The sequence below is a fragment of the Sphingomonas alpina genome (assembly GCF_014490665.1).
Classification (GTDB): Bacteria; Pseudomonadota; Alphaproteobacteria; order Sphingomonadales; family Sphingomonadaceae; genus Sphingomonas; species Sphingomonas alpina.
In genome coordinates this window covers 3,392,942-3,418,714 of the sequence record NZ_CP061038.1, presented here as the reverse complement: position 1 = coordinate 3,418,714, position 25,773 = coordinate 3,392,942, and the positions used below count along the sequence as shown (strand labels likewise).

At 64.1% G+C, this 25,773-nt stretch carries 20 protein-coding genes; 8 read left to right on the top strand and 12 right to left on the bottom strand.

The features are described 5' to 3' along the window. Window positions 1-255: 255 nt before the first annotated feature. Window positions 256-1,797: a M28 family peptidase gene (locus tag H3Z74_RS15915; RefSeq protein WP_187760570.1), complete on the bottom strand. Its 1,542-nt coding sequence runs from the start codon at window positions 1,795-1,797 to the stop codon at window positions 256-258. 84 nt (window positions 1,798-1,881) lie between these two features. Next, window positions 1,882-2,430, bottom strand: a complete 549-nt coding sequence (locus H3Z74_RS15910) for a hypothetical protein (protein ID WP_187760569.1) — start codon at window positions 2,428-2,430, stop codon at window positions 1,882-1,884. 322 nt (window positions 2,431-2,752) lie between these two features. Here H3Z74_RS15910 and H3Z74_RS15905 point away from each other — a divergent pair, with 322 nt between their 5' ends. Continuing rightward, on the top strand, window positions 2,753-3,151 hold the full coding sequence (locus H3Z74_RS15905) for a hypothetical protein (RefSeq protein WP_187760568.1): 399 nt from the start codon (window positions 2,753-2,755) through the stop codon (window positions 3,149-3,151). Window positions 3,152-3,163: 12 nt separating this feature from the next. Here the strand turns inward: H3Z74_RS15905 and H3Z74_RS15900 are convergent, their stop codons facing one another. Both H3Z74_RS15900 and H3Z74_RS15895 read right to left on the bottom strand, forming a co-directional pair. Further along, window positions 3,164-4,477 (bottom strand): sensor histidine kinase, encoded by a 1,314-nt coding sequence (locus H3Z74_RS15900; protein ID WP_187760567.1) that lies wholly within the window; start codon window positions 4,475-4,477, stop codon window positions 3,164-3,166. Next, window positions 4,467-5,882, bottom strand: a complete 1,416-nt coding sequence (locus H3Z74_RS15895; RefSeq protein ID WP_187760566.1) for a sigma-54-dependent transcriptional regulator — start codon at window positions 5,880-5,882, stop codon at window positions 4,467-4,469. The genes H3Z74_RS15900 and H3Z74_RS15895 overlap by 11 nt, the downstream gene beginning before the upstream one ends. Before the next feature lie 412 nt (window positions 5,883-6,294). On the opposite strand from H3Z74_RS15895, the gene H3Z74_RS15890 reads away from it, so the two are divergent. The 3 genes from H3Z74_RS15890 to H3Z74_RS15880 all read left to right on the top strand — a co-directional run bounded on the left by H3Z74_RS15890 (window position 6,295) and on the right by H3Z74_RS15880 (window position 10,958). Then, window positions 6,295-7,647: an efflux RND transporter periplasmic adaptor subunit gene (locus H3Z74_RS15890; protein WP_229726620.1), complete on the top strand. Its 1,353-nt coding sequence runs from the start codon at window positions 6,295-6,297 to the stop codon at window positions 7,645-7,647. Between the two features lie 3 nt (window positions 7,648-7,650). After that, window positions 7,651-8,331, top strand: a complete 681-nt coding sequence (locus H3Z74_RS15885) for an ABC transporter ATP-binding protein (protein WP_187760565.1) — start codon at window positions 7,651-7,653, stop codon at window positions 8,329-8,331. 119 nt (window positions 8,332-8,450) lie between these two features. Next, window positions 8,451-10,958 carry an ABC transporter permease gene (locus H3Z74_RS15880; protein ID WP_187760564.1) on the top strand — a complete coding sequence of 836 codons (2,508 nt, stop codon included), beginning with the start codon at window positions 8,451-8,453 and terminating at the stop codon, window positions 10,956-10,958. Here the strand turns inward: H3Z74_RS15880 and H3Z74_RS15875 are convergent. After that, window positions 10,949-11,701 carry a FadR/GntR family transcriptional regulator gene (locus H3Z74_RS15875; RefSeq protein ID WP_187760563.1) on the bottom strand — a complete coding sequence of 251 codons (753 nt, stop codon included), beginning with the start codon at window positions 11,699-11,701 and terminating at the stop codon, window positions 10,949-10,951. The two genes, H3Z74_RS15880 and H3Z74_RS15875, sit on opposite strands and share 10 nt — an antisense overlap. A 52-nt stretch (window positions 11,702-11,753) precedes the next feature. Further along, window positions 11,754-14,195: a TonB-dependent receptor gene (locus H3Z74_RS15870; protein ID WP_187760562.1), complete on the bottom strand. Its 2,442-nt coding sequence runs from the start codon at window positions 14,193-14,195 to the stop codon at window positions 11,754-11,756. Between H3Z74_RS15870 and H3Z74_RS15865 the strand changes: the two genes are divergently transcribed. After that, a complete protein-coding gene (locus H3Z74_RS15865; RefSeq protein ID WP_187760561.1) occupies window positions 14,188-14,385 on the top strand; it encodes a hypothetical protein in 198 nt (65 codons plus the stop codon). The genes H3Z74_RS15870 and H3Z74_RS15865 overlap by 8 nt on opposite strands. Before the next feature lie 137 nt (window positions 14,386-14,522). On the opposite strand, the gene H3Z74_RS24455 is transcribed toward H3Z74_RS15865, so the two are convergent. The 6 genes from H3Z74_RS24455 to manD form a co-directional block, all read right to left on the bottom strand. Then, entirely contained in the window at window positions 14,523-14,735 is a 213-nt protein-coding gene (locus H3Z74_RS24455; RefSeq protein WP_229726619.1) for a hypothetical protein, read from the bottom strand. Window positions 14,736-14,942: 207 nt separating this feature from the next. Continuing rightward, on the bottom strand, window positions 14,943-15,950 hold the full coding sequence (locus tag H3Z74_RS15860; RefSeq protein ID WP_187760560.1) for a sugar kinase: 1,008 nt from the start codon (window positions 15,948-15,950) through the stop codon (window positions 14,943-14,945). Continuing rightward, window positions 15,947-16,717 carry a 2-dehydro-3-deoxy-D-gluconate 5-dehydrogenase KduD gene (kduD, locus tag H3Z74_RS15855; RefSeq protein ID WP_187760559.1) on the bottom strand — a complete coding sequence of 257 codons (771 nt, stop codon included), beginning with the start codon at window positions 16,715-16,717 and terminating at the stop codon, window positions 15,947-15,949. The genes H3Z74_RS15860 and kduD overlap by 4 nt, the downstream gene beginning before the upstream one ends. 10 nt (window positions 16,718-16,727) lie before the next feature. Then, window positions 16,728-17,567: a 5-dehydro-4-deoxy-D-glucuronate isomerase gene (kduI, locus tag H3Z74_RS15850; protein WP_187760558.1), complete on the bottom strand. Its 840-nt coding sequence runs from the start codon at window positions 17,565-17,567 to the stop codon at window positions 16,728-16,730. Window positions 17,568-17,680: 113 nt separating this feature from the next. Then, a complete protein-coding gene (locus H3Z74_RS15845) occupies window positions 17,681-18,712 on the bottom strand; it encodes a LacI family DNA-binding transcriptional regulator (RefSeq protein ID WP_187760557.1) in 1,032 nt (343 codons plus the stop codon). A 118-nt stretch (window positions 18,713-18,830) separates the two neighbouring features. Further along, window positions 18,831-20,042: a D-mannonate dehydratase ManD gene (gene manD, locus H3Z74_RS15840; RefSeq protein ID WP_187760556.1), complete on the bottom strand. Its 1,212-nt coding sequence runs from the start codon at window positions 20,040-20,042 to the stop codon at window positions 18,831-18,833. Between the two features lie 123 nt (window positions 20,043-20,165). On the opposite strand from manD, the gene H3Z74_RS15835 reads away from it, so the two are divergent. From H3Z74_RS15835 to H3Z74_RS15825, 3 genes are read left to right on the top strand one after another with little or no spacing between them, the layout of a single operon-like run. Beyond that, entirely contained in the window at window positions 20,166-22,643 is a 2,478-nt protein-coding gene (locus H3Z74_RS15835; protein ID WP_229726618.1) for a glycoside hydrolase family 3 protein, read from the top strand. Beyond that, window positions 22,634-23,788: a glycoside hydrolase family 88/105 protein gene (locus H3Z74_RS15830; RefSeq protein ID WP_187760555.1), complete on the top strand. Its 1,155-nt coding sequence runs from the start codon at window positions 22,634-22,636 to the stop codon at window positions 23,786-23,788. The genes H3Z74_RS15835 and H3Z74_RS15830 overlap by 10 nt, the downstream gene beginning before the upstream one ends. Continuing rightward, the gene (locus tag H3Z74_RS15825) at window positions 23,788-25,686 is read left to right on the top strand and encodes a hypothetical protein (RefSeq protein WP_187760554.1); all 1,899 of its coding nucleotides are present in this window, start codon (window positions 23,788-23,790) and stop codon (window positions 25,684-25,686) included. Before H3Z74_RS15830 ends, H3Z74_RS15825 begins: the two co-directional genes overlap by 1 nt. Window positions 25,687-25,773: the final 87 nt, after the last annotated feature.

Here is a 25,773-nt window from a genome sequence, read left to right as displayed (position 1 = left end):
GGAAAATATCGAACGCTCCGCAGCGGTCATTGGGCAAGAACAGCGGTAGGCTCACCGCTGTTCTTCCGCAGTCCACCCCTGTTCCACCGCAGTTCCACCGCTGTTATCGGGAACAGCGGTAAAATGTCTCAAGCCATTCTAAACTGGGAGAAAATCGACGCTCAAAATCCAACTTAACAGGGGTCGCTTTTTTTATTCCGGATAACAGCGGAAAATCGGACCTGACGATGGCTGCGACTCAGGTTCCGGCCGCTGCTACTTTCGTCCCGGCCGCAGCGCGCTTCCTGGTTTCCATTCGGGCGGCCGGTCGGCGTCGGCGACGCGCGCGACCAGGTCGTAGAAAAACGCGTTGAACTTCGCTGCCGCGGTCCAGTCCATCGGCTGGTCGAGATCGTCCTGCGGCTTGTGATAACCGGTCTGGTACCAGAGCCGGTAGCGTCGCTCGGAGTCGGTACCCGCGCGATAGCCGAACACGAAGCCGGTCGCTGGGATGCCGGCGGACAGGAACGGCCAGTGATCGGCGCGGCGCAGCAGGTTGCGCTCCGGCTCGGGGTCGTGCTGCACCGCGATGCCCCCGGCTCCCGCACTGGCGCGCACCGCATCCCCCAGCGTCGTATCGTCGAGCGCATGGACGGTCATCAGCTCGAGCGGGAAGATCGGGCGCAGCTGGTCGAGGTTGATGTTCGCCACCAGCGCCGCGCGCGGCACGGTCGGGTGCGCGACGAATTCGGTCGCGCCGAGCAGCCCCTTTTCCTCGCCGGTAAAGGCCGCGAAGATCACCGACCGGCGATACCCCTTGCCCTGGCGCCGTTCCGCCAGCCGCTGCAGCAGCGCGACATAGGCGGCATCGTCGAGCGTGCCGTTGTACAGCCCGTCGCCCTTCACCGGCTCGCCGCGCCCATAACCGTCGAGATGCGCCGACAGTACGACATATTGGTTGCGCAACGCGGGGTCGGTCCCTGGCAGCATGCCGAGCACATTGGCCGAAGCGATCATTCGCCGGCGCAGCACGACGGTCGCCGCGAACGGAGCGGGCAGGTCGAAATTGGCCAGCGCCGCACCCGCGCTCCCCGCGCGTATCAGCGCCGCGACATCCTGGCCGCTGCCTGCCAGCACGCGCGGCAGCGCCGCCGGGTTGAGTGTCGCGGCAAGCAGCCGGTCGGCCGCCGGCGCGGGCGCTCCGACGGGTGCGACGGTGCGTGCATAGGCTACCGGCCATTGCATCGGTTCGACCGTGAAGCCCGGGTCGGCGATGGTGACGATGCCCAGCGCGCCGGCCGCCTCGACCGTCGTGTAGCGTTCGGCCGCGCTGGTCAGCCCGCTGCGCCGCCAGCCATAGCAAAGCACGATCTTGCCGCGGACATCGCCAAGGGCCTCCGCGCCGCAATAGCCGCGAAACACCAGCGGCGCGTTCAGCGCGCGCGGCATGTTGGCGGAGGGACGCAGCGTAATATCGTGCAGCAGGCGCAAGGGTGCCGCGCCGATCCGGATGCGTGTCGCGCGCGCGTCCACCGTCAGGTCCACCAGCTTGAGCTGCTGATACCAGCTGCCGTTTTCGCCCGCAGGCTTCAGCCCCGCCGCGGCGAACCGCGCAGCGAGCAGCCGCGCCGCCCGGTCATACCCCGGCGACCCGGTATCGCGCCCCTCCATCGTATCGCCCGACAGTGCTTCGGTCGCCTGCCACCAGGTGCGGGTATCGGTGTCCGCGATTTCGTTGCTACGTGTCTCGCTGTTGCGCGGTGCCGGGGCCGCGACGGTCGCCAATGCTGCGCCCGTCATGAGCCATTTCAAAATCATGTCCGGTGCCCCTTTTGCGATTCAGCAGCGACGCTAACCGGGCCCGCCTGCTGCGTCGAGCGCGTCGATCCGGTGCCCGGAGGATCATTTTTCGCCGGGCAGCTTCACATCTCTGGCGTAGGAACATCCCAAGAGGGTCTTGCCGGGATGGCTGTCCACATTGGACAGGCTGCGCGTGACCCGCGTGGTGATGGTCCAGCCGTTTTCCGGATCCTTCTCCACTGTCTTGAGTATTTCGCGCTCACCCAGAAACCGGCTCGAACCCAGATTGAGGCTCTCGATGCCTTCCTGCTCCGCCAACTCTCTCGGGTCGGCAACATCGAGCACCGCCAGCACTGCATTGCTGCTGAACACGATGGTGCGCGTCTGGTGACCGCCAATCTCGATCGGTGCCGGCAGGCGATATTGCGACAGGAACGGATTGCCCGACTCCTGCTTGATCCAGCCGCGCTTGCGGTAGCCGCCATCCTCGTCGCCCAGCGTGATGGAGAAGCCCATATACTCGCGCGCATCGATCGCGCAGTTGATCGCGTCGACCAGGTCGACCTTGGCAGGATCGAATTCCTCGTCCGATTGCGCCAGCGCCGGCGACGCGACCAGAATCAGTGCCGAGAATGCTACCCGAAATGTCATTGCCATGCTCCACGAATTCGCCCGATTCCGCGCGGGCGTTATCATGTGCCGATGCGCTCGCACATCCCGTACGGTCGGGCGCGGCGTATGACCGCCGATCCGCCATGAGATTGCGTGATCGGCCAGTCGTCACGGCATATCGTAAATTACGTATTGATTGAGTGATTGTTGGTTAACGGTGCATCGCCCATCATCGTTGAATGGTGACGATGATCGATAAGTATTATATGAATATCTTCGGATCGGGACGGGTTACAATCCGTCAAAATCGGCTTATTAATGATCTGCCTATATCGATGATATTTGCGGATCGGGACAAGTCATGACGACGAGCTATAATTTCGATTATGATGCTCGTCGGCGATTTCTGAAACTGACTCTGTCCGGGCTGTGGGATCGCGCGACGCTCGTTGCGTTCCAGCGCGAGGCCGGCGCTCTGCTGGGCAAGGTCGCAAATGCGGGCCATACCGATCCCAGCGGCAGGATCCTGATCGACGTGAGGGGCTATGCCGTCCAGTCGCAGGATATCGCCGACGAGGTCAGCGCGCTCATCCCGACCTATGGAATATTGGCGGACCGCATTGCGGTGATCTGGTCGCAATCGGCGCTGCAGAAGATGCAGATGCGGCGGCTGCTGACGTCCGACAAGCTGCGCTTCATGATGTCGGAAGAAGAAGCGCTCGCCTGGCTGTTCGAGGTGCCGCTCGCCAAGGCGAGCTGACGGTAGCGCGACTCACAGCAGGATCCGAAACACCGCCCCCTCGTCGCTGTCGATCAGGTCGATCGATCCGCCATGCGCGATCACGATCTGCCGCACCAGGTTGAGACCCACGCCGGTTCCCGCCGCGCGCGTGGTGAAGAAGGGGAGGAACACGTCCTTGCGCACGGCCTCCGGCACGCCGGGTCCATTGTCGGCAACCTCGATCAAAGTCCCGCCGCCGATCCGTCTCTCGATCGACAGCCGCACCTGGCCGACCCGGCCCGCCTCGCTTGTCGCCTGTGCGGCGTTGCGCAGCAGGTTGATCAGCACCTGCGCCAGCAGGTCGGGATCGGCCTGCAGCGTCATGTCGAGTGCCACCTCGATCGTCAGCGTCACCGCCGGCCAGTCCGCCGCGAACAATCGGCCCAGCTCATGTGCGAACGGCGCGGCAGCAAAGACGCGCGCATTGACTTCGGGCGGCTTGGCGACGGCGCGGTAGCTGTCGATGAAATGGCGCAGCCCTTCGGCCCTCCGCAACAGGGTGGTCATCGCGGTGCGCGCGGACTCGATGTCGGGCGGATCGATGTCGAGCACCGCCGCCGCCGTCCCGGCGAGCGAAGTGACGGGGGTGAGCGAATTGAGGATCTCATGCGTCAGCACGCGGACCAGGTCGGTCTGCGCCGCCATCTCGACGGCGTCGAGCGCGCCCTGCACCGGTTCGACGGTAATTGCGCGTACCTGCAGGCCGAGCCGGTCGAGCGCGCCGGTGCGCACGATCGCGCGTTGCGGACCGGCGGGCAGGCGCAGGATCAGCACTTCCTGGCCGGCCTCGCCGGTGCGGGCGAGACGTGCGGCGAAGGTCGCGCCATAGCCGGCATAATCTTCCGGCCGCGTGCCCAGGCCATGGCCGAACAGGCGGCGCGCGGCCTTGTTGACCAGACGCACGCCGTGCTCGTCATCGACCGTCAGCAGCGCGACCGGCACATCGTCGACCAGCGCCTCGAGGAAGCGAAGCTCGCGCATGCCTTCGTCGCGCTGCGCATGCAGCCCGCGCATCGCATCGTCGAGCGCTGCGCCAAGCGTATCGAAGCCAGCGCCGCCACGCGTATTGAAGCGTGCGGTGACATCGCCGAAATGCAACGTCTCGACGAAGCGCGCGACCATCACATTGGTACGCTCGACATAGCGCCACAGGCCCCAGCCGATCGCAGCGACGATCAGCGCGGCGACAATCCGCGCGACCGCCAGGTCTGGTGTCTGCAGCGCGAGAAGCAGCGCGAGCAGGGCAGCGAACAGCGCCGCGATCCAGGCCGCCAGACCGAGCGTGAAGCGGCGATCAAAGCCCATGCTTCTCCATCCGGCGATAGAGCGCGGCGCGCGAAACGCCCAGTTCGGCGGCAGCGGCGGAGATATTATAGGCGTGCTTCTTCAGCGCCTGTTCGACCAGCTGGCGTTCGACCCGGTCGAGATTGAGGTCGTTCGCGACCGGCGTAACCACGGCCTCCGGCGCGATGCTCGGGGCATCGCGCACCGCCGGGCTGCCGAGCGGAAAATCCTCCGGCTCGAGCGGTGCGTCCCCCGCCAGGATCACCGCGCGCTCGATCGCATGGCGCAGCGCGCGGACATTGCCCGGCCAGTCATGCGCCGAGAGTGCGGAACGCGCGGCGGCGCTCAGCGCCGGGGCAGGGCGGTTATAGCGCTTCGCATAATGGTCGAGGAAATGATCGACCAGGGCGGGGACATCTTCGCGCCGGTCGCGCAGCGGCGGCAGTTCGATCTCGACCGTGTTCAACCGGAACAGCAGATCCTGGCGGAACAGCTTCTCGTCGCGCAGCATCGCCGGGGTCAGGTTGGTCGCGGCGATGACGCGGATATCGACCGGCACCGGCCGGTTGGCGCCGACCGGCGTGACCTGACGCTGCTCCAGCACGGTAAGCAGCTTGGGCTGAAGATGAAGCGGCAGGTTGCCGATCTCGTCGAGGAACAGGGTCCCACCGCTTGCTGCCTGGATGCGCCCGATGCGATCGCCCTTGGCATCGGTGAACGCGCCCTTCACATGGCCGAACAATTCGGAATCGATCAATTCGGTCGAGATCGCGCCGAGGTCGACGGTCAGCATCGGTTGCCCGGCGCGCAGCGACTGGCGATGGACCGCGCGCGCGACCAGTTCCTTGCCCGTGCCGTTCTCGCCCAGCACCAGCACATTGGCGTCGGTCGGCGCGGCGCGCGCGATCAGCGAATTGACCCGCGCCATCGGAGCCGCTGCGCCGATCAGCGGCGGGGTACTGCCCGGCGCGGGATCGGCGACCGCCGCCACCTTGGCGCGCTCGGTCGCGACCATCTTGCGCGATCCGGCCAAGGCGGCGGCCGTACGCACCGTGGTCAGCAGGCGTTCGTTGGCCCAGGGCTTGGAAATGAAATCGGTCGCGCCGCGTTTCATTGCCTCGACCGCGATCTTCACCCCGGCATGCGCGGTGATCATCACCACGATCAGGTCGGGATGGGCGGCAAGCAGTCGGTCGAGCAGCGCCAGCCCCTCCGCCGCATCGGTCGCGCCGCGCGCGAAATTGGCGTCGAGCAGCACCACGTCGGGCGCATGCGCACTCGCCGCGGCCATCGCGTCGGCCGGGTTGGAGGCAGTGACCACCTCGCGGAACACGGTGCGCAGCAACAGCCGCGCCGCGATCAGGATGTCCTCGTCATCGTCGATGACCAGGCAGCAATCGAATTCGGGGGAGGATTGGTTCGCCATGTGACCGTTCTCGTACAATTGCCGTTCGATATCGGACAGTCAATTTCCGTGCCAATGCGGCGGGAATTATGCCCCTTCGTCAGAAAATGGCGGAAATCATGGGTTTTCCATAAACTGGCATGACTGATGCGAAGGTCTTTGCATCGGCATCTCCGCCGACCTGGAGAAGACCCATGAAGACCCCCTTCGCCTTTCACGTCCTGAGCGTCACCGGCGCCGTTTTCGCCACCCTGTGCCTGACCATCGCATCGGCGCCGCCGGTATTCGCATGACTGCCACTACGGTCTCTGGCGTCCGTTTCCGGACACATGTGTTCGGAAACGGACAGGCTGAGCCCGATCTGCCGGCTGCTGCCCTCGGACAGGCTGCTGGCACGCCGCTTGCTACCCATCGGGGTGAGAGGGACGAATTGATGAGTGTCGTGCGCATACCCCAAGACCAGCCGACCCCCGGTGCCGCCAGATCCGGCATGAAATCCGGCACGGCGGTTACCGGGGCCGGGATGGATCGCAGCGTTGCGGTCCGCCGTATGCCGCCCTGGACCAAATGGGCCGCGATCGCCGTCGCCCTGCTCGTCGCTCTTGCCGCTTTCTGGCTCTACGCCCCGCGCGCCGGCTCGCAGACCGTCGCCGTCGACCGGCTGACCATCTCGCCTGTGCGCAGCGGCAAATTCGAAGATTTCGTTCCCCTGCGCGCCCGTGTGACGCCGCTCTTCACCGTCTTCCTCGATGCGATCGAAGGCGGCCGGGTCGAAAAGGTCATTGCCGAGGACGGCGTGGACCTTGCCCCGGGCCAGCTCATCGCCGTGCTCTCCAATGCCGAACTCCAGCTCTCGGTGCTCGCGCGTCAGACCGAAGTCGAGCAGCAGATCAACAATATGCGCAGCCAGGAACTGGCGCTGTCCCAGACTCGCCTCGCCAACCAGCGCTCGGTGCTCGAGGCCGGCCTGTCCGCCGACAAGGCGCGCCGCCAATATGAGCGCGAGGCACCACTTGCTGCGCGGGGCTTCGTCGCCGGGCGTCAGTTCGCCGACACGCAGGATCAGTATCGTTACGAACAGCAGCGCCTTGCCGTGCTGCGCCGCGGCCAGGCGACCGACGAGCGGCTGCAGGGCAGCCAGCTCTCTCAACAGCGGGCCTCGTCCGCCTCGCTCCAGTCGAGCCTGGCGCTCGCCCGGTCGAGCCTCGAGGCGCTCAACCTGCGCGCACCGGTTGGCGGCAAGCTGTCCGGCTTCGACATCCAGGTCGGCCAGTCGCTGAAGCGCGGCGAGCGCATCGGCCAGATCGACAGCCCCGGCCGCAACAAGCTGATGGCCGGGGTCGACGAATTCTATCTCGGCCGTGTTCAGCTCGGGCAAAAGGCGAATGTCGAACTGGCTGGCAGGAACTACCCTGCGCGCGTCGCCAAAATCTATCCGCAGGTCCAGAATGGCCAGTTCCAGGTCGACCTGCAGTTCATCGGTGCCGAACCGACCGCGATCCAGCGCGGCCAGACGCTGCAGGCAAAGCTGACGCTGGGCGATCCCGCACCGGCACGCCTCATTCCGGCCGGCGCCTTCTACAACGAGACTGGCGGCAATTGGGTGTTCGTGGTCTCGCCCGATGGCAAGAGTGCGGTCAAGCGCACGGTCCGTCTCGGCCGCCGCAACCCGGATTCGATCGAAGTGCTCGAAGGCCTCGACGTTGGGGAGCGCGTCATCACCTCACCCTATACCGGTTTCGTCGACAAGGACCGGCTCGATATCGACCTCACGGCAAAGGACTGAAACATGCTCGAGATGCGCGCTCTTTCGCGAACCTACCGCACTGACACGATTGAAACGACCGCGCTGGACGCGATCGACCTGGACGTTGCCGATGGCGAATTCGTCGCGGTGATGGGCCCGTCGGGCTGTGGCAAATCGACCTTGCTCAACCTGATGGGTATGCTCGATACGCCGTCATCCGGCTCCTATGTCTTCAACGGCACCGAAGTCGCCGGGCTCGGCGAAGCCAAGCTCGCTGCCTTTCGCAAGGCCAATATCGGCTTCATCTTCCAGAGCTTCAATCTGGTCGATGAACTGTCGGTACGCGAGAATATCGAACTCGCCCTGCTCTATCACGACGTGTCCGCCGCGGACCGCAAGCGCCGCACCGACGAAGTGATGGACCGGGTCGGCGTCGGCCATCGTGCGCGCCATCGGCCGAGCCAATTGTCGGGCGGCCAGCAGCAGCGCGTCGCGGTCGCGCGCGCTCTGGTCGCGGAACCCAAGCTGATCCTGGCCGACGAACCGACCGGCAACCTCGATACCAATCATGGTGAAGAAGTGATGCGCATGCTGCAGCAATTGAACGCGGAAGGGTCGACCATCGTGATGGTCACCCACAGCCCCGCCCATGCCGATTATGCCAGCCGCATCGTCAGCATGCTCGATGGCCGCGTCCTGCAGCAGCAGCGCCGCGCCGCGTGATGCGATAACGGCGAACCAACCCACCCCCGTTCGCCCTGAGCTTGTCGAAGGGCATGGCATGGGCTTCGACAAGCTCAGCCCGAACGGAGGTTGATGACAGATCAAGAGGAACCCCAGCCATGTGGCGCAATTACCTGACCGTCGGCATCCGCGCACTCGCCAAGAACCGTGCTTATGCCGCCATCAACATCGCCGGGCTCGCGCTCGGTATCGCCGCATGCCTGCTGATCCTCGGCTTTGTGCGTTATGAATTCAGCTATGACGCGTGGCTGCCCAATGCCGACCGCGCGTTCCAGTTACAGGCCTTTTACAAGGCTACGGCGGACGGCGGCGAGGAAATGAAGCTGCAACAGACCAGCTACATCTCCGGCCAGGCGCTGAAGAAGGATTTTCCTCAGGTCGAACAGGCTGCCTATGTCAGCAATCAGCCGATCGTGATCATCAAGGATGGTCAGCCTGCCACCATTCCCGGCGCGTTGTTGACCGACAGCAATCTGTTCAACGTGCTTGAAGTGCCGTTCATCAAGGGCGATCCGAAGCACGCACTCGACGATCCCCATTCGCTGGTACTCGGCCAGAGGGCCGCGACCAAATTGTTCGGCTCCGCCGATCCGATGGGGCAGACCCTGACTTTGAGCAGCGGTGACCTGAAGGCCGATTACCGCGTGACGGGTGTGCACCAGGATCTGCCGAAGAACTCCTCGCTCAACTTCGGTATGGTCGCGCGCTTCGACCCGGTCACGTTCCGCGCCAAGGCGCCGGAGGCGCTGACCAGCTGGAACTGGCAGGAGGGCACCTATTGGGTGAAGCTCAAATCGGTCGGCGACGACAAGTTGGTCAACAGCCAGATTTCCGCCTGGAAAAAGCGCAACATGCCGCCCGAGGCGAGCGTCGTTCAGGGCGGCGATCCGGGTGAATTCCAGGATTTCAAGCTCACCAATATCCGCGATGTCCATCTCGGTGAGGCGCAGAATGGCGCGCAGCGACCGGGCAATGATCGGGGTACGATCGTCACCTTCGCGATCATCGCCTTGCTCATCCTTGGCATGGCCTGCGTCAACTTCACCAATCTCGCCACGGCCCGGGCGACACAGCGTGCCCGCGAAGTCGCCTTGCGCAAGGTGCTGGGTGCGACGCGAGGCCAGCTGATTACCCAGTTCATCGGCGAATCGATCCTGCTCGCGTCGGTTGCGATGGTCGTCGCACTGGCGATCGTCGAACTGATGCTGCCAGCGCTCAACGGCTTTCTCGATGCGCAGATCACGATCCGATATTTTGCGCTCGACGGCTTGATCGCGCCGGTGATCCTGCTGACCTTGCTCGTCGGCCTGGCTGGCGGCTTATATCCTGCTCTCGTGCTGTCGCGCTTCGAGCCCGCGCGGGTGCTCAAGGCGAACAAGTCGGCCGCCGATGCGGAAGGTTCGGGGCGCCTCCGCAGCGTGCTTGTCGTCGGTCAGTTCGCGGTGTCGATCGGTCTGATCATCTGCACGCTGATCGTCTATACACAAACCGTCTATGCACGCAGCGCGGATGGCGGATTCCGTCGCGAAAGCTTGCTTCAGATCACCAATATCGACCGGCCTCAGGTCGATCAGATCGCAACGTCGCTGGTCGACGAGATCAAGCGCATCCCCGGCGTCACCTCTGTCGGCCGGACCTCGATCGCGGTCGACAATGGCCGGCATTCGGCCACTGGCGTAAAGCTGGCGGGAAGCGCGGATGTCGTTCAACTCGGCGTCTATCCGATCGATCCGGGGTTCGTGCCGGCAATGGGCATGAAGCTGCTCGCCGGGCGTAATTTTTCCCTGAGCCAGCCGATGGACGATGCGAGCCTTCCATCGCCCAGAACGCCTGAATCGCAACGTGCGCTGGTTCAACGCGGCGCCAACATCATGCTGAGCGAGGAAGCGGCGCGGCGCCTTGGCTTCAAGACCCCGGCTGCGGCGATCGGCAAGCAGATCATGGTCAGCATGGTCTCCGACGAATACGGCCTTGTGCCCGCGACGGTGATCGGCGTGGTCAATGATGTCCGGTTCCGGTCCACGCGCGAACCGCTGCAGCCGAACTTCTACTTCTTCAAATCGAACGGCTATCCCGAACTGATGGTGCGCTTCCAGGGAGTCGAGCCCAAGGCGATGTCTGAACGCGTCGAGGCAAGCTGGAAGCGGTTCGTCCCCGAGATCCCGTACCGGGCGCGCCTTGTCGACGACATCGTCAACGAAATGTACAATCAGGATGCGGCGCGCGCAGCATTGTTCGGCGCTTTCGCGATCCTTGCGGTGGTGATCGGCTGCCTTGGCCTGTTCGGGCTCGCCGCTTTCACTGCCGAGCGACGCACCAAGGAGATCGGTATCCGCAAGGTGCTGGGCGCGCGCAATCGCGACATCGTTCAACTGCTGGTGTGGCAGTTCAGCCGGCCGGTGCTGATCGCCAACATCATCGCCTGGCCACTCGCCTGGTGGGTAATGCGCGGCTGGCTCAACGGCTTTGACACGCGCATCACGCTGACGCCGGTACCGTTCCTCGAGGCTGGGTTGCTCGCATTGATCATCGCGGTCGGCACGATCAGTGCGCATGCCTATCGCGTCGCGCGCACCAACCCGATCAAGGCACTGCGCTACGAATGAGGTTCCGGATCCTCTCCCTCGTTATGGGGGGGAGGATCATCCTTTTGTCCCTGCAGGTCGCGATGCCGGTCGAGGCTCTTGTGCATATGCCGTCGCGCGGCAGCTCGCGCCCGCGTCGGATTGCCTGCTTCGATCGCGACCAGGATCGCATCATGGTCGCGATAGATACCACGCGCATAGTCGCGGTGCTCCTTATCCGCGCGGTCGCGCAGGTACAGCCGGCGCGGCGGCACCAGGCGGACACCGAGAAAATCCATGAAACGCAGATAATAATCGTTGCGCGTGGCCGCGGCGATCGCGCGATGGAAGGCCATGTCGGCGGTCACCGCTTCGTCGATATCGCGGCTGTCCCGCATGCGGTTATTGCATAGCCGCATCTCGGCGATATCGGCGTCGCTGCGGCGCCGCGCGGCCAGGTCGGCCATCTCGGCTTCCAGCGCCATGCGCATCTCGAGCAGCTTGAGGACGTCGTCGACCCCGTCCATTTCCTCGGGCGTGACTTGAAATGCCTGATAGCGTGCCCCCGCCGCGACATAGGCGCCCGATCCCTGTTTCGATTCGAGCAGTCCGCGCGCCGCGAGCCGGGCGAAAGCCTCGCGCACCACGGTGCGGCTCACCCCGGCACTGTCGGTAACCGATTTTTCGGTCGGGAATCGCGATCCGGGCGGCATCTCGCCAGCGGCGATGCGGCGCTCGAACTGCTGAACAAGATCGTCGGCGAGCGTTGCGGCTTTGGTCGTCATGCCGCGGTGATAGCAGAGACGGCGGCGGGTGACACCCGCCGCTGTGGAGCGTTCAGAAGCTGACCGAGGTCCGTATGCCGACATAGCGATTGCTGTCGCGCCCCGGTTTGTAATTGACCGCCAGGGTCGGTGTCGCGGCCCCCACGCTGTAGTTCCACACGCCATCGCGCCCGCTGGTCAGGACATAATGTTTGTCGAACAGATTGTTGACGAACAAGGTAACTTTGACCGGCCCCGTCTCGATCCCGGCGCCGAGATTGACCAGTGCATAGCCTTTCTGAACCGAGTCCGGATCCTGCAACAGGCTGAAGATTACCTTGGACTGATAATGCGCGCTGGCCAGCAGGAACGCCTTGGTGTTGTCGCCCAGCGGGATGTCATATTGGCCGTTCGCGCTGAGATTCCAGCGCGGGGCATTGGGCAGCGGCTTGCCCGACAGATTCTGTATGCCACCGACACAACCTTGCGCGACGGTCTGTTGCGGGAAGCAGGTCGCGTTGGGGAAATCGTCCATCCGCGCGACGGTATAGGCGCCGTACGCGTTGAGCGTGAAGTCGCGGCTCAGCCGGGCCGAAATCTCCGTCTCGACACCGCGCGAGGTCACCTTGCCCAGGCTGTTGAGAATATTCTGGCCCGTCGTGTCGTCGCGGCTCTGCGCCTGGAAACCACGGAACACTTCATAGAAGGCGGTCATGTTGAAGGTCACCCGGTCGTCGAGCAGGCTGGTCTTGAACCCGAGCTCGAACGCGTCGCTATTCTCCGGCGCGACGGGCTGGCGCGCGGCGACGGCGTCCGCGACGGGCACACCCTTTAACGGGCCCGAGGCGAGCGGCGTGCGTACCGTGTAGGTGCTGGTCAGGTCATAGGCGAGACCCTTGTAGCCGCGCGCATAGCTGGCGAAGAGCATCACATCGTCCGAGGGGCGGAACTGCAGCGCGGCCTTGCCGGTGACCACGGTGTCGCTATCGCAGGTCGAAATCTTCACGCTCGCGGTCGGTGTCGCGGTCGCGCAATCGGGCATGCCATAGGTGACATTGTTGCCGCGATCGCGGAAGCGGTAGCGGATGTTTTCGCGGTGAACGCGCAAGCCGCCGGTGATCGAAAAGGCGTTCGACACATCATAGGTCGCCTGGCCGAACGCGGCATAGGTCTGCTGCGAGCTTTGGGTGAAATAGCTCGAATAGGCGATGCTGTTGGTGGAGGGTAAAGAGGCGAGGCCGTTGAAATTCCCCAGCGTGTTGGACCCCCGGACATAGTCGCGGGTCGACTTGGTGCTGCTGTAGAACAGGCCGGCGACATAGCGGAATGGCCCGCCATCGGGCGAAGTCAGGCGGAGTTCCTGGGTGATGGTGTTGATCTTGAAGAAACCGCCATTGGCCGACCCGCCCGCCGGCGCGGTCGGCGCGATGGTGCGGAAATCGAACGCGCTCGAATCCGTGTCCTGCAAATCGATCAGTTCATAGCGGTCGAACGAGGAGATCGAGGTCAGCGTCAGCCCGCCGTCGAAAGTGTGTGAAGCCTTGAGCCCAGCGCCCCAGTCGCGCGAATCGCCTTTGGCGTCGATATCCATCCGGGTCAGCCGATTGTTCGATCCCGGCACGATGCCGCCCAGGATCACCGACTGATTGATGTTCGATTTGCTGAACGTGACGCCAGGGCTGAGGAAATATTGCGCCGGCGCGCAGCAGGTCGATTTGGAGCGAACGAAATAGGGCGAGAGAGCGACCGATGTCGACTCCGACGGTTCCCACAGCAGCTTGCCGCGCAACACCACGTCGGACTGGCCGTTGAGCCAGTTGCCGGTGTAGGTGTTGTAGATCGTACCGCGATACTTGCTGTAGCTCGCGGAAAGCCGCGCCTTCAGCGTCGAGCTGATCGGGCCGGACAAGGTGCCCTGCACGCGCTGTTCGCCGTCATCGGTGAACAGCACTTCGGCACGGCCGCTGAGCTTGTCGCTTGGTGCCATGGTGGTGATGTTGATCGCACCGGCCGAGGCGGCCTTGCCGAACAGCGTGCTCTGCGGCCCGCGCAGCACCTCGATCTGCGCGACATCGGCGAGCGAGGTGAAGGCTGCCGCCTGGAATGCCTGGGGAATATCGTCGATTACAACCACGACGCTGGGCTGGGTCGAGATGCTGTAGGCATAGGTGCCGATGCCGCGGATGTTGATGCTGTTATTGGCCGGTTGGCTCGTCTTGGTGATCGTCACCGACGGCGCTGCCTTCACCAGATCGTCAAAGTCACGGACGTTTGCGCGCTCGAGCCCGGCGGCGGTCATCGCGAGGACGGAGGAGGGCACGTCCTGGACATTCTCCGCGCGCTTGTTGGCGGTGACGACGATGTCCTCGAGCCCGGCATCATCCTGCGCTTCAGCTACCGGAGCGGCTGGAACAGTCTGAGCAGGAACAACGGCATCCTGCGCCAGGGCCGGGGGGATGGTCCAGGCCAGGACTGCCACGGACGCACCGAACTTCACTGCCGATTTCATGCTCATGTTCAAACCCTCTCCAAAAGGCGTCTGGCTTGATGCCGGATCGTCGACTTTTGATACCGGTGTCAGGCTGCAATGGAATATCGAGTCGAGTCAAGTGTTGTATGACAAATTGGCAAAAATGACCGCTGGCCGGAGCCGGGGAAGAAGCTCAGAGCGCGCCAGCGACCCTGCCTGTGACGGTATCGGTTGATCCGTTCGCCGGACGGCGGGCCAATGGTTGGGACGAATCGCTTTCGACGACGGGCATCGCTTCTCGATTCAACACCGGCGCGAGGCATGACAGCCTGACTCCAGACGAGGCGCCGCTCAAGCGCCCGGCGCGCTCTTTCACATGACTGGAAAATATCGAAGGCTCTGTGCTGGCTGTTTTTGCCAGAACAGCCAGAGTCGTTCGCTGTTCGCTGGCTGTTCGCTGGCTGTTATTCGATAACAGCCAGCCTGGTTCAAGCTCTTGAGAATGATGCCGAATTTTTCTTCTGGATCCCATTTAACAGCCAGAAAAATTACTTTCGCAAAATAACAGCCAGGAACAGCCAGCAAATCATATTCCGATACGACTCGCGGTTCTGTTATTGTCAGGGGCGAGCTGAGCAAGGGCGATCAAGGGAGCGAGCTTCATGCCTTCCCTCTTGAACTTTGCTTCCCCGGCGAAGGCCGGGGCCAGTTGCGAGACAGCAGCTAGGAGAGTTGCGCTCCGTTACTGCCCCTTCCCGACTGGCCCCGGCCTTCGCCGAGGAAGCGCTGTTGTTATCTGCGAACATCCAGCCCGCCGGCCAGGAACGCATCGATATCGGCCTGGCGAAACAGGCTCGCATCGCCCGGCAGCGAATGTTTGAGCGCAGTCAGCGCCAGGCCGATGCGCGCCGCTTCGGCAATGTCGCTACCGCTGCGCAGCGCGTGGAGCACGCCACTGGCAAAGGCGTCACCGGCGCCGATCCGGTCGACGATCCCGGCCAGCACTACCTCGTCGGTCTGCGCGAAGCCGCTCCGCGCATCGATCCGCGCCGACAGCCTGTGGTCGTCGACCGTCACGACATGGCGCGCGGTGGAGGCGATCATCTGCAGGTCCGGGAAAGCGGCGAATGCCGCATCGGCCGCCTCACGCCGTCGATCCTCACCGTTCGCGGTAAAGTCGCGGCCGAGGAGCAAAGCGATGTCGCGGTGATTGCCGAACATCAGATCGGCATGGCGCACCAGCTCGGTCAGCGTGGTACGAGGATCGCTGTCCCAGCGCTCCCACAGTTTCGCGCGGAAATTGCCGTCGAACGACACGGCAATGCCACGCGCCTTGGCCGCGCGCACTGCGGCGATCGCGCTTTCACCCGGCACCGGGCCGAGCGCCGGGGTTATCCCAGACAGATGCAGCCGGTCGACCCCGTCGAGCAGCGCATCCCAGTCCCAGGCACTCACTGGCGCCTCGGCAAAGGCGGAGCCCGCGCGGTCATAGATCACTTCGGTTGCGCGCATGCCTGCGCCCGAGGTGACGAAGTATAGCCCCATCCGCTCTCCGCCAAAGGCGATGCCGGCGGTATCGACACCGTGCCCCCGCAAGGTCGCGATCGCCGACCGGCCGAGATCATTATCAGGCACCATGCTGGCGAAGCCGACATCATGGCCCAGACGTGCCAGCGCGGTCGCGACATTGGCTTCGGCGCCGGCGACCCATACATCGAGCTTGGGTGTCTGGAGCAGCAGTTCGCGTCCCGGGGGTGAGAGACGAAGCATGATTTCGCCAAAGGCAAGCAGCTTGGTCATCGTGCGAGCCACCCGCCATCGACGGCGAGGACATGGCCGTTGACATAACCGGCGGCGCGCGAGGCAAGGAACACCGCCGCGCCGCCCAGATCCTCGGGGTCGCCCCAGCGCCCCGCCGGGATGCGCTCGAGGATCGATCTGTTGCGCGCTTCGTCGGCGCGGAGCGCGGTGGTGTTGTTGGTGGCGATATACCCCGGCGCGATCGCGTTCACCGTCACTCCCTTTGCCGCCCATTCATTGGCGAGCAACTTGGTCAGCCCGCCGATCCCCGATTTTGAGGCGGTATAGCTCGGCACGCGGATCCCGCCCTGGAACGTCAGCATCGACGCGATGTTGATGATCCGCCCGTTACCCCCCTCTTTTTCATGGCGCGCAATCATATGCCGTCCCGCCGCCTGGCACAGGAAGAACACCGATTTCAGATTGGTGTCGATCACCGCATCCCAGTCTTCTTCAGTGAAGTCGACCGAGTCGGCGCGGCGGATGATGCCGGCATTGTTGACCAATATGTCGAGCCGGCCAAGCTTTGCGATCGTCTCGTCGACGACGCGCTGCACCGGTTCGATCGTCGAGAGGTCGGCCGAGACGATCTCTGCTTTACGGCCAAGTGCGCGGGCCTTGGCCACGGTCTCCTCGGCCGGCGTGCGCCCGACCGCGGCGATATCCGCGCCGGCCGCGGCGAGCGCCAGCGCGATCGACTGGCCGATGCCGGTATTGGCGCCGGTGACGATCGCGACCTGGCCGCCAAGGTCGAAGGGATTGGTCATCGCGCTCAACTCAAGCCAGCTGACAGATGTCGAGGACGGTCATGTCGGTATAGTCCTGGTTCTCACCCGCCATCGCCCAGATAAAGGCATAGGCCTTGGTGCCCGATCCCATATGCACCGACCAGGGCGGGCTGATCACCGCTTGTTCATTGGCGATGACGATGTGACGCAGCGCTTCGCCTTCACCCATATAATGGAACACGCGGTCGGCCGGGCCATCCAGCTCGAAGTAGAAATAGATTTCCGAACGGCGTTCATGGATGTGCGGCGGCATGGTGTTCCACACGCTGCCCGGCTTGAGCACGGTCAGCCCCATGACCAGCTGGGCTGAATCGCATATGCCGGGAATGACCAGCTGGAAGATGGTCCGCTCATTCGATTCCTCAAGGCTGCCGCGCTCCAGCGCATTGGCATCGCCAATGCCGAGCTTGCGGGTGGTGAAGGCTTTGTGCGCCGGGCAGGAGGCGAGATAGAAACGCGCGCCCGCGCCGGAGAAGGTCACGTCCTTTGCCCCCATCGTGACGTACAGGCAGTCCTTGTTGCCCAGCGTGAACGTCTCGCCGTCGACGGTGACCACACCCTCGACCGCACCGACATTGACCACCGCCAGTTCGCGCCGTTCGAGAAATGGATGACCCACAGCCGAGGCCGGCTCGCTCTGGTCGGGCAGTTTCACCGCGCCGCTGCCCACCGCAACACCACCGATCACGAAACGGTCGGCATGCGTGTAGTTCAGCACGCACTCACCCTCGCGAAACAGGTCCTCGATCAAATACCGATCGCGCAACTCGTCGTTCGACACGCACTCCATCATATCGGGATGCGTCGCGTAATAGGTCCGGTCGAACATGGGGAGGATCTCCGTTGATAGTCAGGCCGCCAAGGCAGCAAGAAGGAATGAGAATGTTCTGGCATCGCTGCAAGTAACCGGTGTCAGCGGCGATGTCAGGAGCGCCATCGATATTATTCCGGTTGCGGCCGTGCGACCGACGAGCGGCGGATCAGCTTGGACAGGAACAGCGAGGGCTCCTCAATCCCGTTATCGTCGTCGAGCGTACCGGCGAGCAGCTTGAGTGCGGCGGAGCGCGCCATCGAGGTGATTGGCCAGCGCACCGTGGTCAGGGGCGGCCAGACATGGCCGGCGATCTCGGTATCATCGAAGCCGATCACCGACAGGTCTTGCGGTACTGCCAGGTTGCGCTGGCGCGCCGCGTGGAGCACGCCCGCCGCCATCTCGTCGTTCGAGGCGAAGATCGCGGTCGGCATCGGTACCTGATCGAGCAGACGGTTGCCCGCCTCGACTCCGGAATCGAAGCGGTAATCGCCGTTCGCGACCAGGCCGCGCGGCAGTTTGATTCCGGCCTCGGCCAGCGCTTCTTCGAAACCGGCGCGGCGCTCCATGGCGGAGCGGAAGCCGTGCGGGCCGGTGACCAGCCCGATGCGACGATGGCCCTGTTCGATCAAATAGCGCGTCGCCTCGGTCACTGCCTCGGCATCGTTCGATGCGACCGAATGGTGATCGTCGTCGAGCTTGGCCGAGCCCATCCGGACATAGCGGCAGCCGAGCGACTCGCACAGCCGGGCAAGCTCGTCATTCTCGGAAATCGGCGGCAGCAGCAGCACGCCGAACAGCCGCTGGCGTTCGAGGAAATGCCGCACATCGTCAAGCATGGCGGGCGACCCGCGATCGACCGGGCGCACGACCAGCGCGAACTCGGTCTCGCGGATCGCCTCGAGAATGCCTTGCTGCACCCCCAGCACCATCTGCGAGTTGGGGTTGTCGTGGATCAGGCCGATCAGGAAATTGCGCCTGAGCGCAAGGCCGCGCGCCTGCGGGTTCGGCGTATAGCCGAGCTCGCCGATCACGGTCTCGACGCGCAGTCGTGTTTCGTCGCTCAGCAGGGGGGATCGGTTGATCACCCGGCTGACGGTCTTCTTCGACACGCCCGCGAGGCGAGCAACGTCGTTGATTGTGGGATTGCCGCCTGTTTTCATGGGGACGGAGCATATCGCCGCACCCGGGGCTTGGCGAGCACCACCGTAGCGCGCGCGATCGGCGTCGTTGCGCGCATGGGATCGGCGAGGTCGCGGCAAAGGTGACACGCGCCGCCGCTCACCAGGAGAACATGGTACCGTCTTCAAGACGGTTCACTGGGAGATAGGCGCGCTTGTAGGGATATTGGGCGGCAAGCGCTTCGTCGATCTCGACGCCGAGGCCGGGCTTGTCGCCGGGATGCATCATGCCACGATCGAAGCTGTAGGCGTGCGGGAACACCGTGTCGGTCTCAGGTGTGTGGCGCATATATTCCTGCACCCCGAAATTGGGCACCGACAAGTCGAAATGCAGCGCAGCCGCCATCGCCACCGGCGACAGGTCAGTCGCGCCATGACAGCCGGTGCGGACATTGTGCAGGTCGGCAAGGTTCGCGATGCGGCGCAGATGCGTGATGCCGCCGGCATGAACCACGGTCGCACGGATATAATCGATCAGCTGCTCCTCGATCAGCTGCCTGGCATCCCAGATCGAACTGAAGATCTCACCGACCGCGAGCGGGGTGGTGGTGTGCTGGCGAATCAGCCGGAACGAGTCCTGATTCTCGGCCTGCACCGCATCTTCTAGCCAGAACGGGCGATAGGGTTCGAGATCCTTGCCCAGCCGCCCGGCCTCGATCGGTGTCAGCCGGTGATGCGCGTCATGCAGCAGGTGCACGTCCCATCCCAACGCCTCGCGCGCCTTGTCGAACAGGGCTGGCACCGAGCGGAGATATTTTTCGGTCGACCACAGATTCTCGCTCGGCAGATCGGCGTCTGCCGGCTCGTAGAAATAGCGGTCTTTCGATACGCCATAGGTCGAGGCGAGCCCCGGCACGCCGGCCTGGATCCGGATCGCGCGATAGCCTTCGGACTGATAGACCAGGGCGGCATCGACTGCTTCCTCGACGCTTGCGCCATTGGCATGGCCATAGACCATCACGCCGTCGCGGCTCGCACCGCCGAGCAATTGATAGAGCGGCAGGCCTGCGACCTTGCCCTTGATGTCCCAGAGCGCCATGTCGACGGCGGCGATCGCAGTCATCGTCACCGGGCCGCGCCGCCAATACGCGCCCTTATAGAGATATTGCCAGATATCCTCGATGCGATGCGCGTCGCGCCCGATCAGCAACGGCACGACATGATCGGCCAGATAGCTTGCGACGGCGAGTTCGCGCCCGTTGAGCGTCGCGTCGCCAATGCCGTAAACGCCCTGATCGGTCTCGATCTTCAGGGTGACGAAGTTGCGGCCGGGGCATGTGACGATGATGCGGGCATTCTTGATCTTCGGCATCGGCGCCCCTCCCATCTCATTTCTCGCGATAGTTGTCGTACAACTTCATTGACAGAGCCAGCAAAAAAGGAAAGTGTTTTGTTACCGGTGTCATAAAACTGCCAGCCGGCGGGAGGAGGTAGGATGATCTGGACGTCCGTAACCCGTTATGCGGCGGTCCTTGCGCTTGCAGCGCCCGTGATGGGCGTGGCGCAGGATGCACCCACGGTACATCCCGATCAATGGCCCGCAGTCGACAAGCCGGCATCCACCGATTCGGCAATCGAAAAGCGGATCGACTCGATTCTTGCGCGGATGTCGCTCGACCAGAAGGTTGGCCAGACGATCCAGGGCGATATTGGCAGCGTCACGCCCGAGGATGTCGCAGTCTATCATCTCGGCTCGGTGCTCAATGGCGGCAGCTCCTCGCCCGGTGGTGACGAATTCGGCCCGGCCTCAGCCTGGGTTGCCGCCGCGGATGCTTATTATGCTGCGTCGATGCGCCCGCAGGGCGATCTGCCGCGCATCCCGATAATGTGGGGCAGCGATGCCGTTCATGGCCATAACAACATCGTTGGCGCGACGCTGTTCCCGCACAATATTGGCCTGGGCGCAACGCGCGATCCCGCGCTGATCGGACGAATCGGCACTGCAACCGCCGCGGAACTGCGCGTGACCGGGCTCGACTGGACCTTCGCCCCGACGATCGCAGTGGCGCGCGACGATCGCTGGGGCCGAACCTATGAGAGCTTTTCCGAGGATCCCGGCATCATCGCCGATTATGCGACCGCCTATGTCGAAGGGCTGCAAGGCAAGCGTGGCGCGGCGGACTGGCTCAAGGGGCCGCACGTCATTGCCACCGCCAAGCATTTCCTTGCCGATGGCGGTACGCTGGGCGGCCGCGACCGCGGCGATGCACAAATTTCCGAAGCCGATCTGATTCGCCTGCATGGCACCGGCTATGTCGCGGCGCTCAATGCCGGCGTGCAATCGGTAATGGCGTCCTTCTCCAGCTGGAACGGCGCCAAGATGCATGGCAATTCTGACCTGCTGACCGACGTGCTCAAGCGTCGCTGGGGCTTTGACGGGCTGGTGGTCGGCGATTGGGACGGCCATGCGAAGGTAGTGGGCTGCACCGCGACCGATTGCCCTGCATCGATGAAGGCCGGGCTCGACATCTATATGGCGCCCAATAGCTGGCGTGCTCTCTATGCGAGCACGCTGACTGCGGCACGCTCCGGCACCCTGCCGATGGCGCGGCTCGACGACGCCGTGTGGCGCATCCTGCGCGTCAAATTGCGCGCCGGGCTGTTCGAGGCCGGGCCACCCTCGACCCGGCCGCTGTCGGGTAAATACGACCTGCTCGGATCGCCCGAACACCGCGCCATCGCGCGTCAGGCAGTGCGCGAATCGCTGGTGCTGCTCAAGAATCGCGGTGTGCTTCCGCTCAAGCCCTCTGCACGCATCCTTGTTGCGGGCGATGGCGCCGACAACGTCGCCAAGCAGTCGGGCGGCTGGACGCTGACCTGGCAGGGCACGGGCACCAAGCCTGAGCATTTCCCCGGCGCGCAATCGATCTGGGTCGGGGTGCGCGACGCGGTCACCGCCGGTGGCGGGTCTGCCGAACTGGCGGTCGACGGGCAGTACAAGACCAGGCCCGATGTCGCGATCATGGTGTTCGGCGAGGATCCCTATGCCGAATTCCAGGGTGATCGTGCCGACCTGTTGTTCGACGACACGCGCGATACGCTCGGCGTAATGAAGCGCCTGAAGGTGCAAGGAATACCCGTCGTTGCCGTCTTCCTTTCCGGGCGTCCGCTCTGGGTCAATCGTCATATCAACGCCGCCGACGCGTTCGTCGCGGCGTGGCTGCCGGGATCGGAAGGCGGCGGCGTTGCCGACATGCTGTTCGGCAAGCAGGAGTTTCGCGGCAAGCTGTCCTTCTCCTGGCCGGCCAAAGCGACTCAATCGCCGCTGAATGTCGGTGATGCGAATTACGCGCCGCTCTTCTCCTTTGGCTATGGCCTAACGCTTGCCGACCGCAGCACGGCCGCGCCGCTGTCGGAAGATTCCGGCATCGACTTGTCCGCACTCGCCAAACCAACCGGCCCGCTGTTCGATGGCGGCCGTGCGATCACCCCGCGCACGCTGCAGATCGATGGAGCGAACGATAGCCCGCAGCCCGTCACCGGCGTGGCGGATAATGGCGCACTCGCCATCCGTCCGGTTGATCGTGACCGGCAGGAGGATGCGCGAGAGGTCAGCTGGAGTGGCCGCTCGCGGGAAACCCTGCTGATCGCCAACCCGCGCCCCGTCGACCTGTCGCGCATCGGGTCGCTCGCACTGACGATCGCGTTGCGGGTCGATGCCGCGCCCGCCGGGCCGGTCACGCTGGAACTGCGTTGCGGTGCTGGCTGCACCGGCAAGCTCGATGCGACCAGATCGCTGGCTGCGCTTGCCGGACGCGGGTGGCAGAGCCTGACGATACCGCTCGGCTGCCTGGTTGGCGCGGATCTGTCCAAAGTGAGTGCGCCGTTTGCCCTCACCACCGCCAACGCGATGCGACTGACTCTGTCGTCGGTCGCGATCCTCGAGATAAAGGGAAAAACCGTATGTCCATGATCGCTCTCGCGCCGATTGCCCTGGTCGCGGCCGCCGCGACTCCGGCCGAACCCGCCATGCCGCAACGCACGGCGATCCTCGCCGCCACGCAGCGCGTTGCCGACTGGCAGCTCGCGCATCTCGACACCTTCGATCACATGCCGGCGGCATCGAAGAGCGTGCAGAACCCCCGCGACTGGCAACAGGCGACCTTCTGGGCCGCGCTGACTGAACTCGCCGACCGCAGTCGCGAGCCTGACTATGCCAGGGCGCTGCTTGATCTCGGCCAGCGTGAGCAATGGCGGCCGGGCGACAGACCTTTCCATGCCGATGACCAGCTGATCGCCCAGGCCTGGCTGTGGACGGCGAAACATGGCGCGGGCGATGGCGCGATCGTCCCGGCGCGCGCCTATTTCGAGAATGTGTTCGCCCATCGCCCGACCGGCGATCTCGCTTTCGTCCTGGGCTCTCCTGGCAGCGGCGATCCGCCCTGCACACAGCGCTGGTGCTGGTGCGATGCGCTGTTCATGGCGCCGCCGACCCTGCTGCGCATGGCGCGCGCGACCGGCGATCAGCGTTACGCGACCTTCGCGCATGAGGAGTTCCGCGCCACCACCGACTATCTGTTCGACAAGAGCGAGCATCTCTTCTTCCGCGACAGCCGCTTCTTCGACCGCCGCGATGCGGCTGGGCGCAAGCTGTTCTGGAGCCGCGGCAATGGTTGGGTGATGGCGGGCCTGGTCCGGGTCATTCAGATGCTCGACGCGAACGACCCCAAGCGTCCTTATTATGTCTCGCTGTTCCGCGAAATGGCTGCGCGGTTGGTCACGCTGCAAAAGGCAGATGGTTATTGGGCACCGTCGCTGCTCGACAATGGCGCCGATACGCCGCCCGAGACCAGCGGCACCGCTTTCTTCACTTATGCCTTTGCCTGGGGCGTCGACACCGGATTGCTCGACCGCAAGACTTATCGCCCGGCGGCGATCAAGGGTTGGGCGGCGCTGCTGCGCGCAGTGCAGCCCGACGGCAAGCTCGGCTGGGTGCAGCAGGTCAGCGACCGCCCCGACAAGGTTGCGAAGGAGGATACGCAATATTACGGCACCGGCGCCTTCCTGCTTGCCGGTACCGCAATGGCGGATCTAGCACGTCATGGCGGCGGACGGTGATGCGCCACGCGATGCTGGGTGCGCTTGCCCTGCCGATGCTCGTCGCGGCGGCCCCCGCGCCGGGGCTGGATCGCTGGGCCGACCGGCCGCACGGCCCGACCTATCTCACCGCGCCACCGATGCACGACACGGTCGACAAGCGCCTGATGCCTCAGCTCGAAGGACTGCTTGCGCAGTTGCTCAGAGAAAAGCGCGCAATGACCTTGGGCGGGGTCAAAGTCTTCGAAAGTGGCGACAAGTTCCTGCCCGGCAAGATCGCCATCGCCATGTCCTACCGGCTGCTCGAATTGCCCAAAGACGATCCGCGCCTGGCGCAGCGGCTGGCCGATTTTGCCGACATCGCTGACCTGACGGTCGATGACACCAACGATACTTGGGGCATGTATTACTACATGTCCGCGCTGCATCAGTTGAAGGAAGCCGGGCTGCTCGACCGGGCGGTACGCCCCGCGACACTCGCCAAATTGCGCGCGAAACTCGACTGGCATCGCTTCGTGCGGCCCAATTTGACCCTGATCGACCTGCCCAATAATTATTTCGGCGTTGCCTTCAGCGTGGCAAGGCTGCGCTTCCTGCTCGGCTGGGAGGATGCCAGCGGCAGCGACGCGCTGCTCGCCAAGACGCTCGACCATTATCGCCGCTATTCGGGCAAATATGGCTTTGCCGACGAGACCGAGGGAGAGGGTCGGTTCGACCGTTATAGCGTGCTGCTGATCGGCGAGATCGCCCAGCGCCTGGTCGAAACAGGCATGACCCCGACAGCCGAGGTCAAGGGTTGGCTACGGCGTTCGATCGACCTGATGTTGCCGCGCTTCAACCTGGAGGGTGAAGGGTTCGAATATGGCCGCAGCATCGGCCCGTACGGCGAAACCGCTTTCTTGGAAGTGCTCACTGCGGCCGCGCGGCTCAAGGTGCTGACTCCACAGGAAGAGCGCATGGCTTATGCCTTTTCCAGTCGCATCGCAGCGCGCTACATGGATTTCTGGGTCGATGCCGGTACCGGCTCGGTCGACATGTGGGACCAGGGGCGGCGTACCGACGCCTATCGCGGCAAGCACCGCATCTTTGGTGAAAATCTCAGCCTCGCCCGCCAGTATATCTACACTGATGCGATCTGGAACGGCCTTGGCTATCGCGGCAAGGCACCGGCGGGCGCCGATTATGCCCATTGGCTGAAAGCACTGCCGCGCGTCACCACTACGTGGTTCGCGCGCGGGGATCATGACCGCGCGCTGGTCACGGTGCGCGACGGGGGCCATGTCATCGGTCTGCCGATCATCAACGGCGCCGAGGGGCAGCATATGCACAACCCCTATTTTCCGGTGCCTTTTTCGCCGGGTATGCTGCAGGGATCGGCCGACGCGAGCTATCCCAATCTCGTGCCGCGCATCACGCTTGCCGATGGCAGCGTGCTGATGCCGCTGGCTTACTTCACGGGCGTGACGGTCAGGCGGCGCGGCGCGGTGACCGAAGTGAGCTGGCGCCAGGACGCGCTTGACCTGATGGGCAGGGCCAATACCAAAGCCGATGCGCGCGTGACGATCGCGACGCGCTATGTACTCGCGCCGGGCAAGATCACGCGAAGCGATACGATCACCGCCAAGCCTTCGGCCGTGATCGCGCGGATCGATCTGGAGTTCGCCAGCTTCTCGCGCGGCGCAACGCAACAGGGAGCGTCGGCGATCCGATTCGGCGCCGGGGAGGTGTCGGGATTCGCGACGCAAGGGATGGACGACTGTATCGCGCAACCGATCGCCGCCGCGCCTTACCGGGCGCCGACGGGCCCATTCAACACGCTCGTTCGCTGTGGAAAAACCGTGGATTCCAGGGGCGCATCGCCCTCGGCCATCCTCACCATTAATTGGGAATTGTCATACAATTTTAGAAATCGGGATTGACACTACCCGCGACGCAGCTAGTTTCGTGCGGCAATGACACCGGTAGCAAATCGGGTCATGGGCGTGGGAAGCGCTGACCAAACGGGG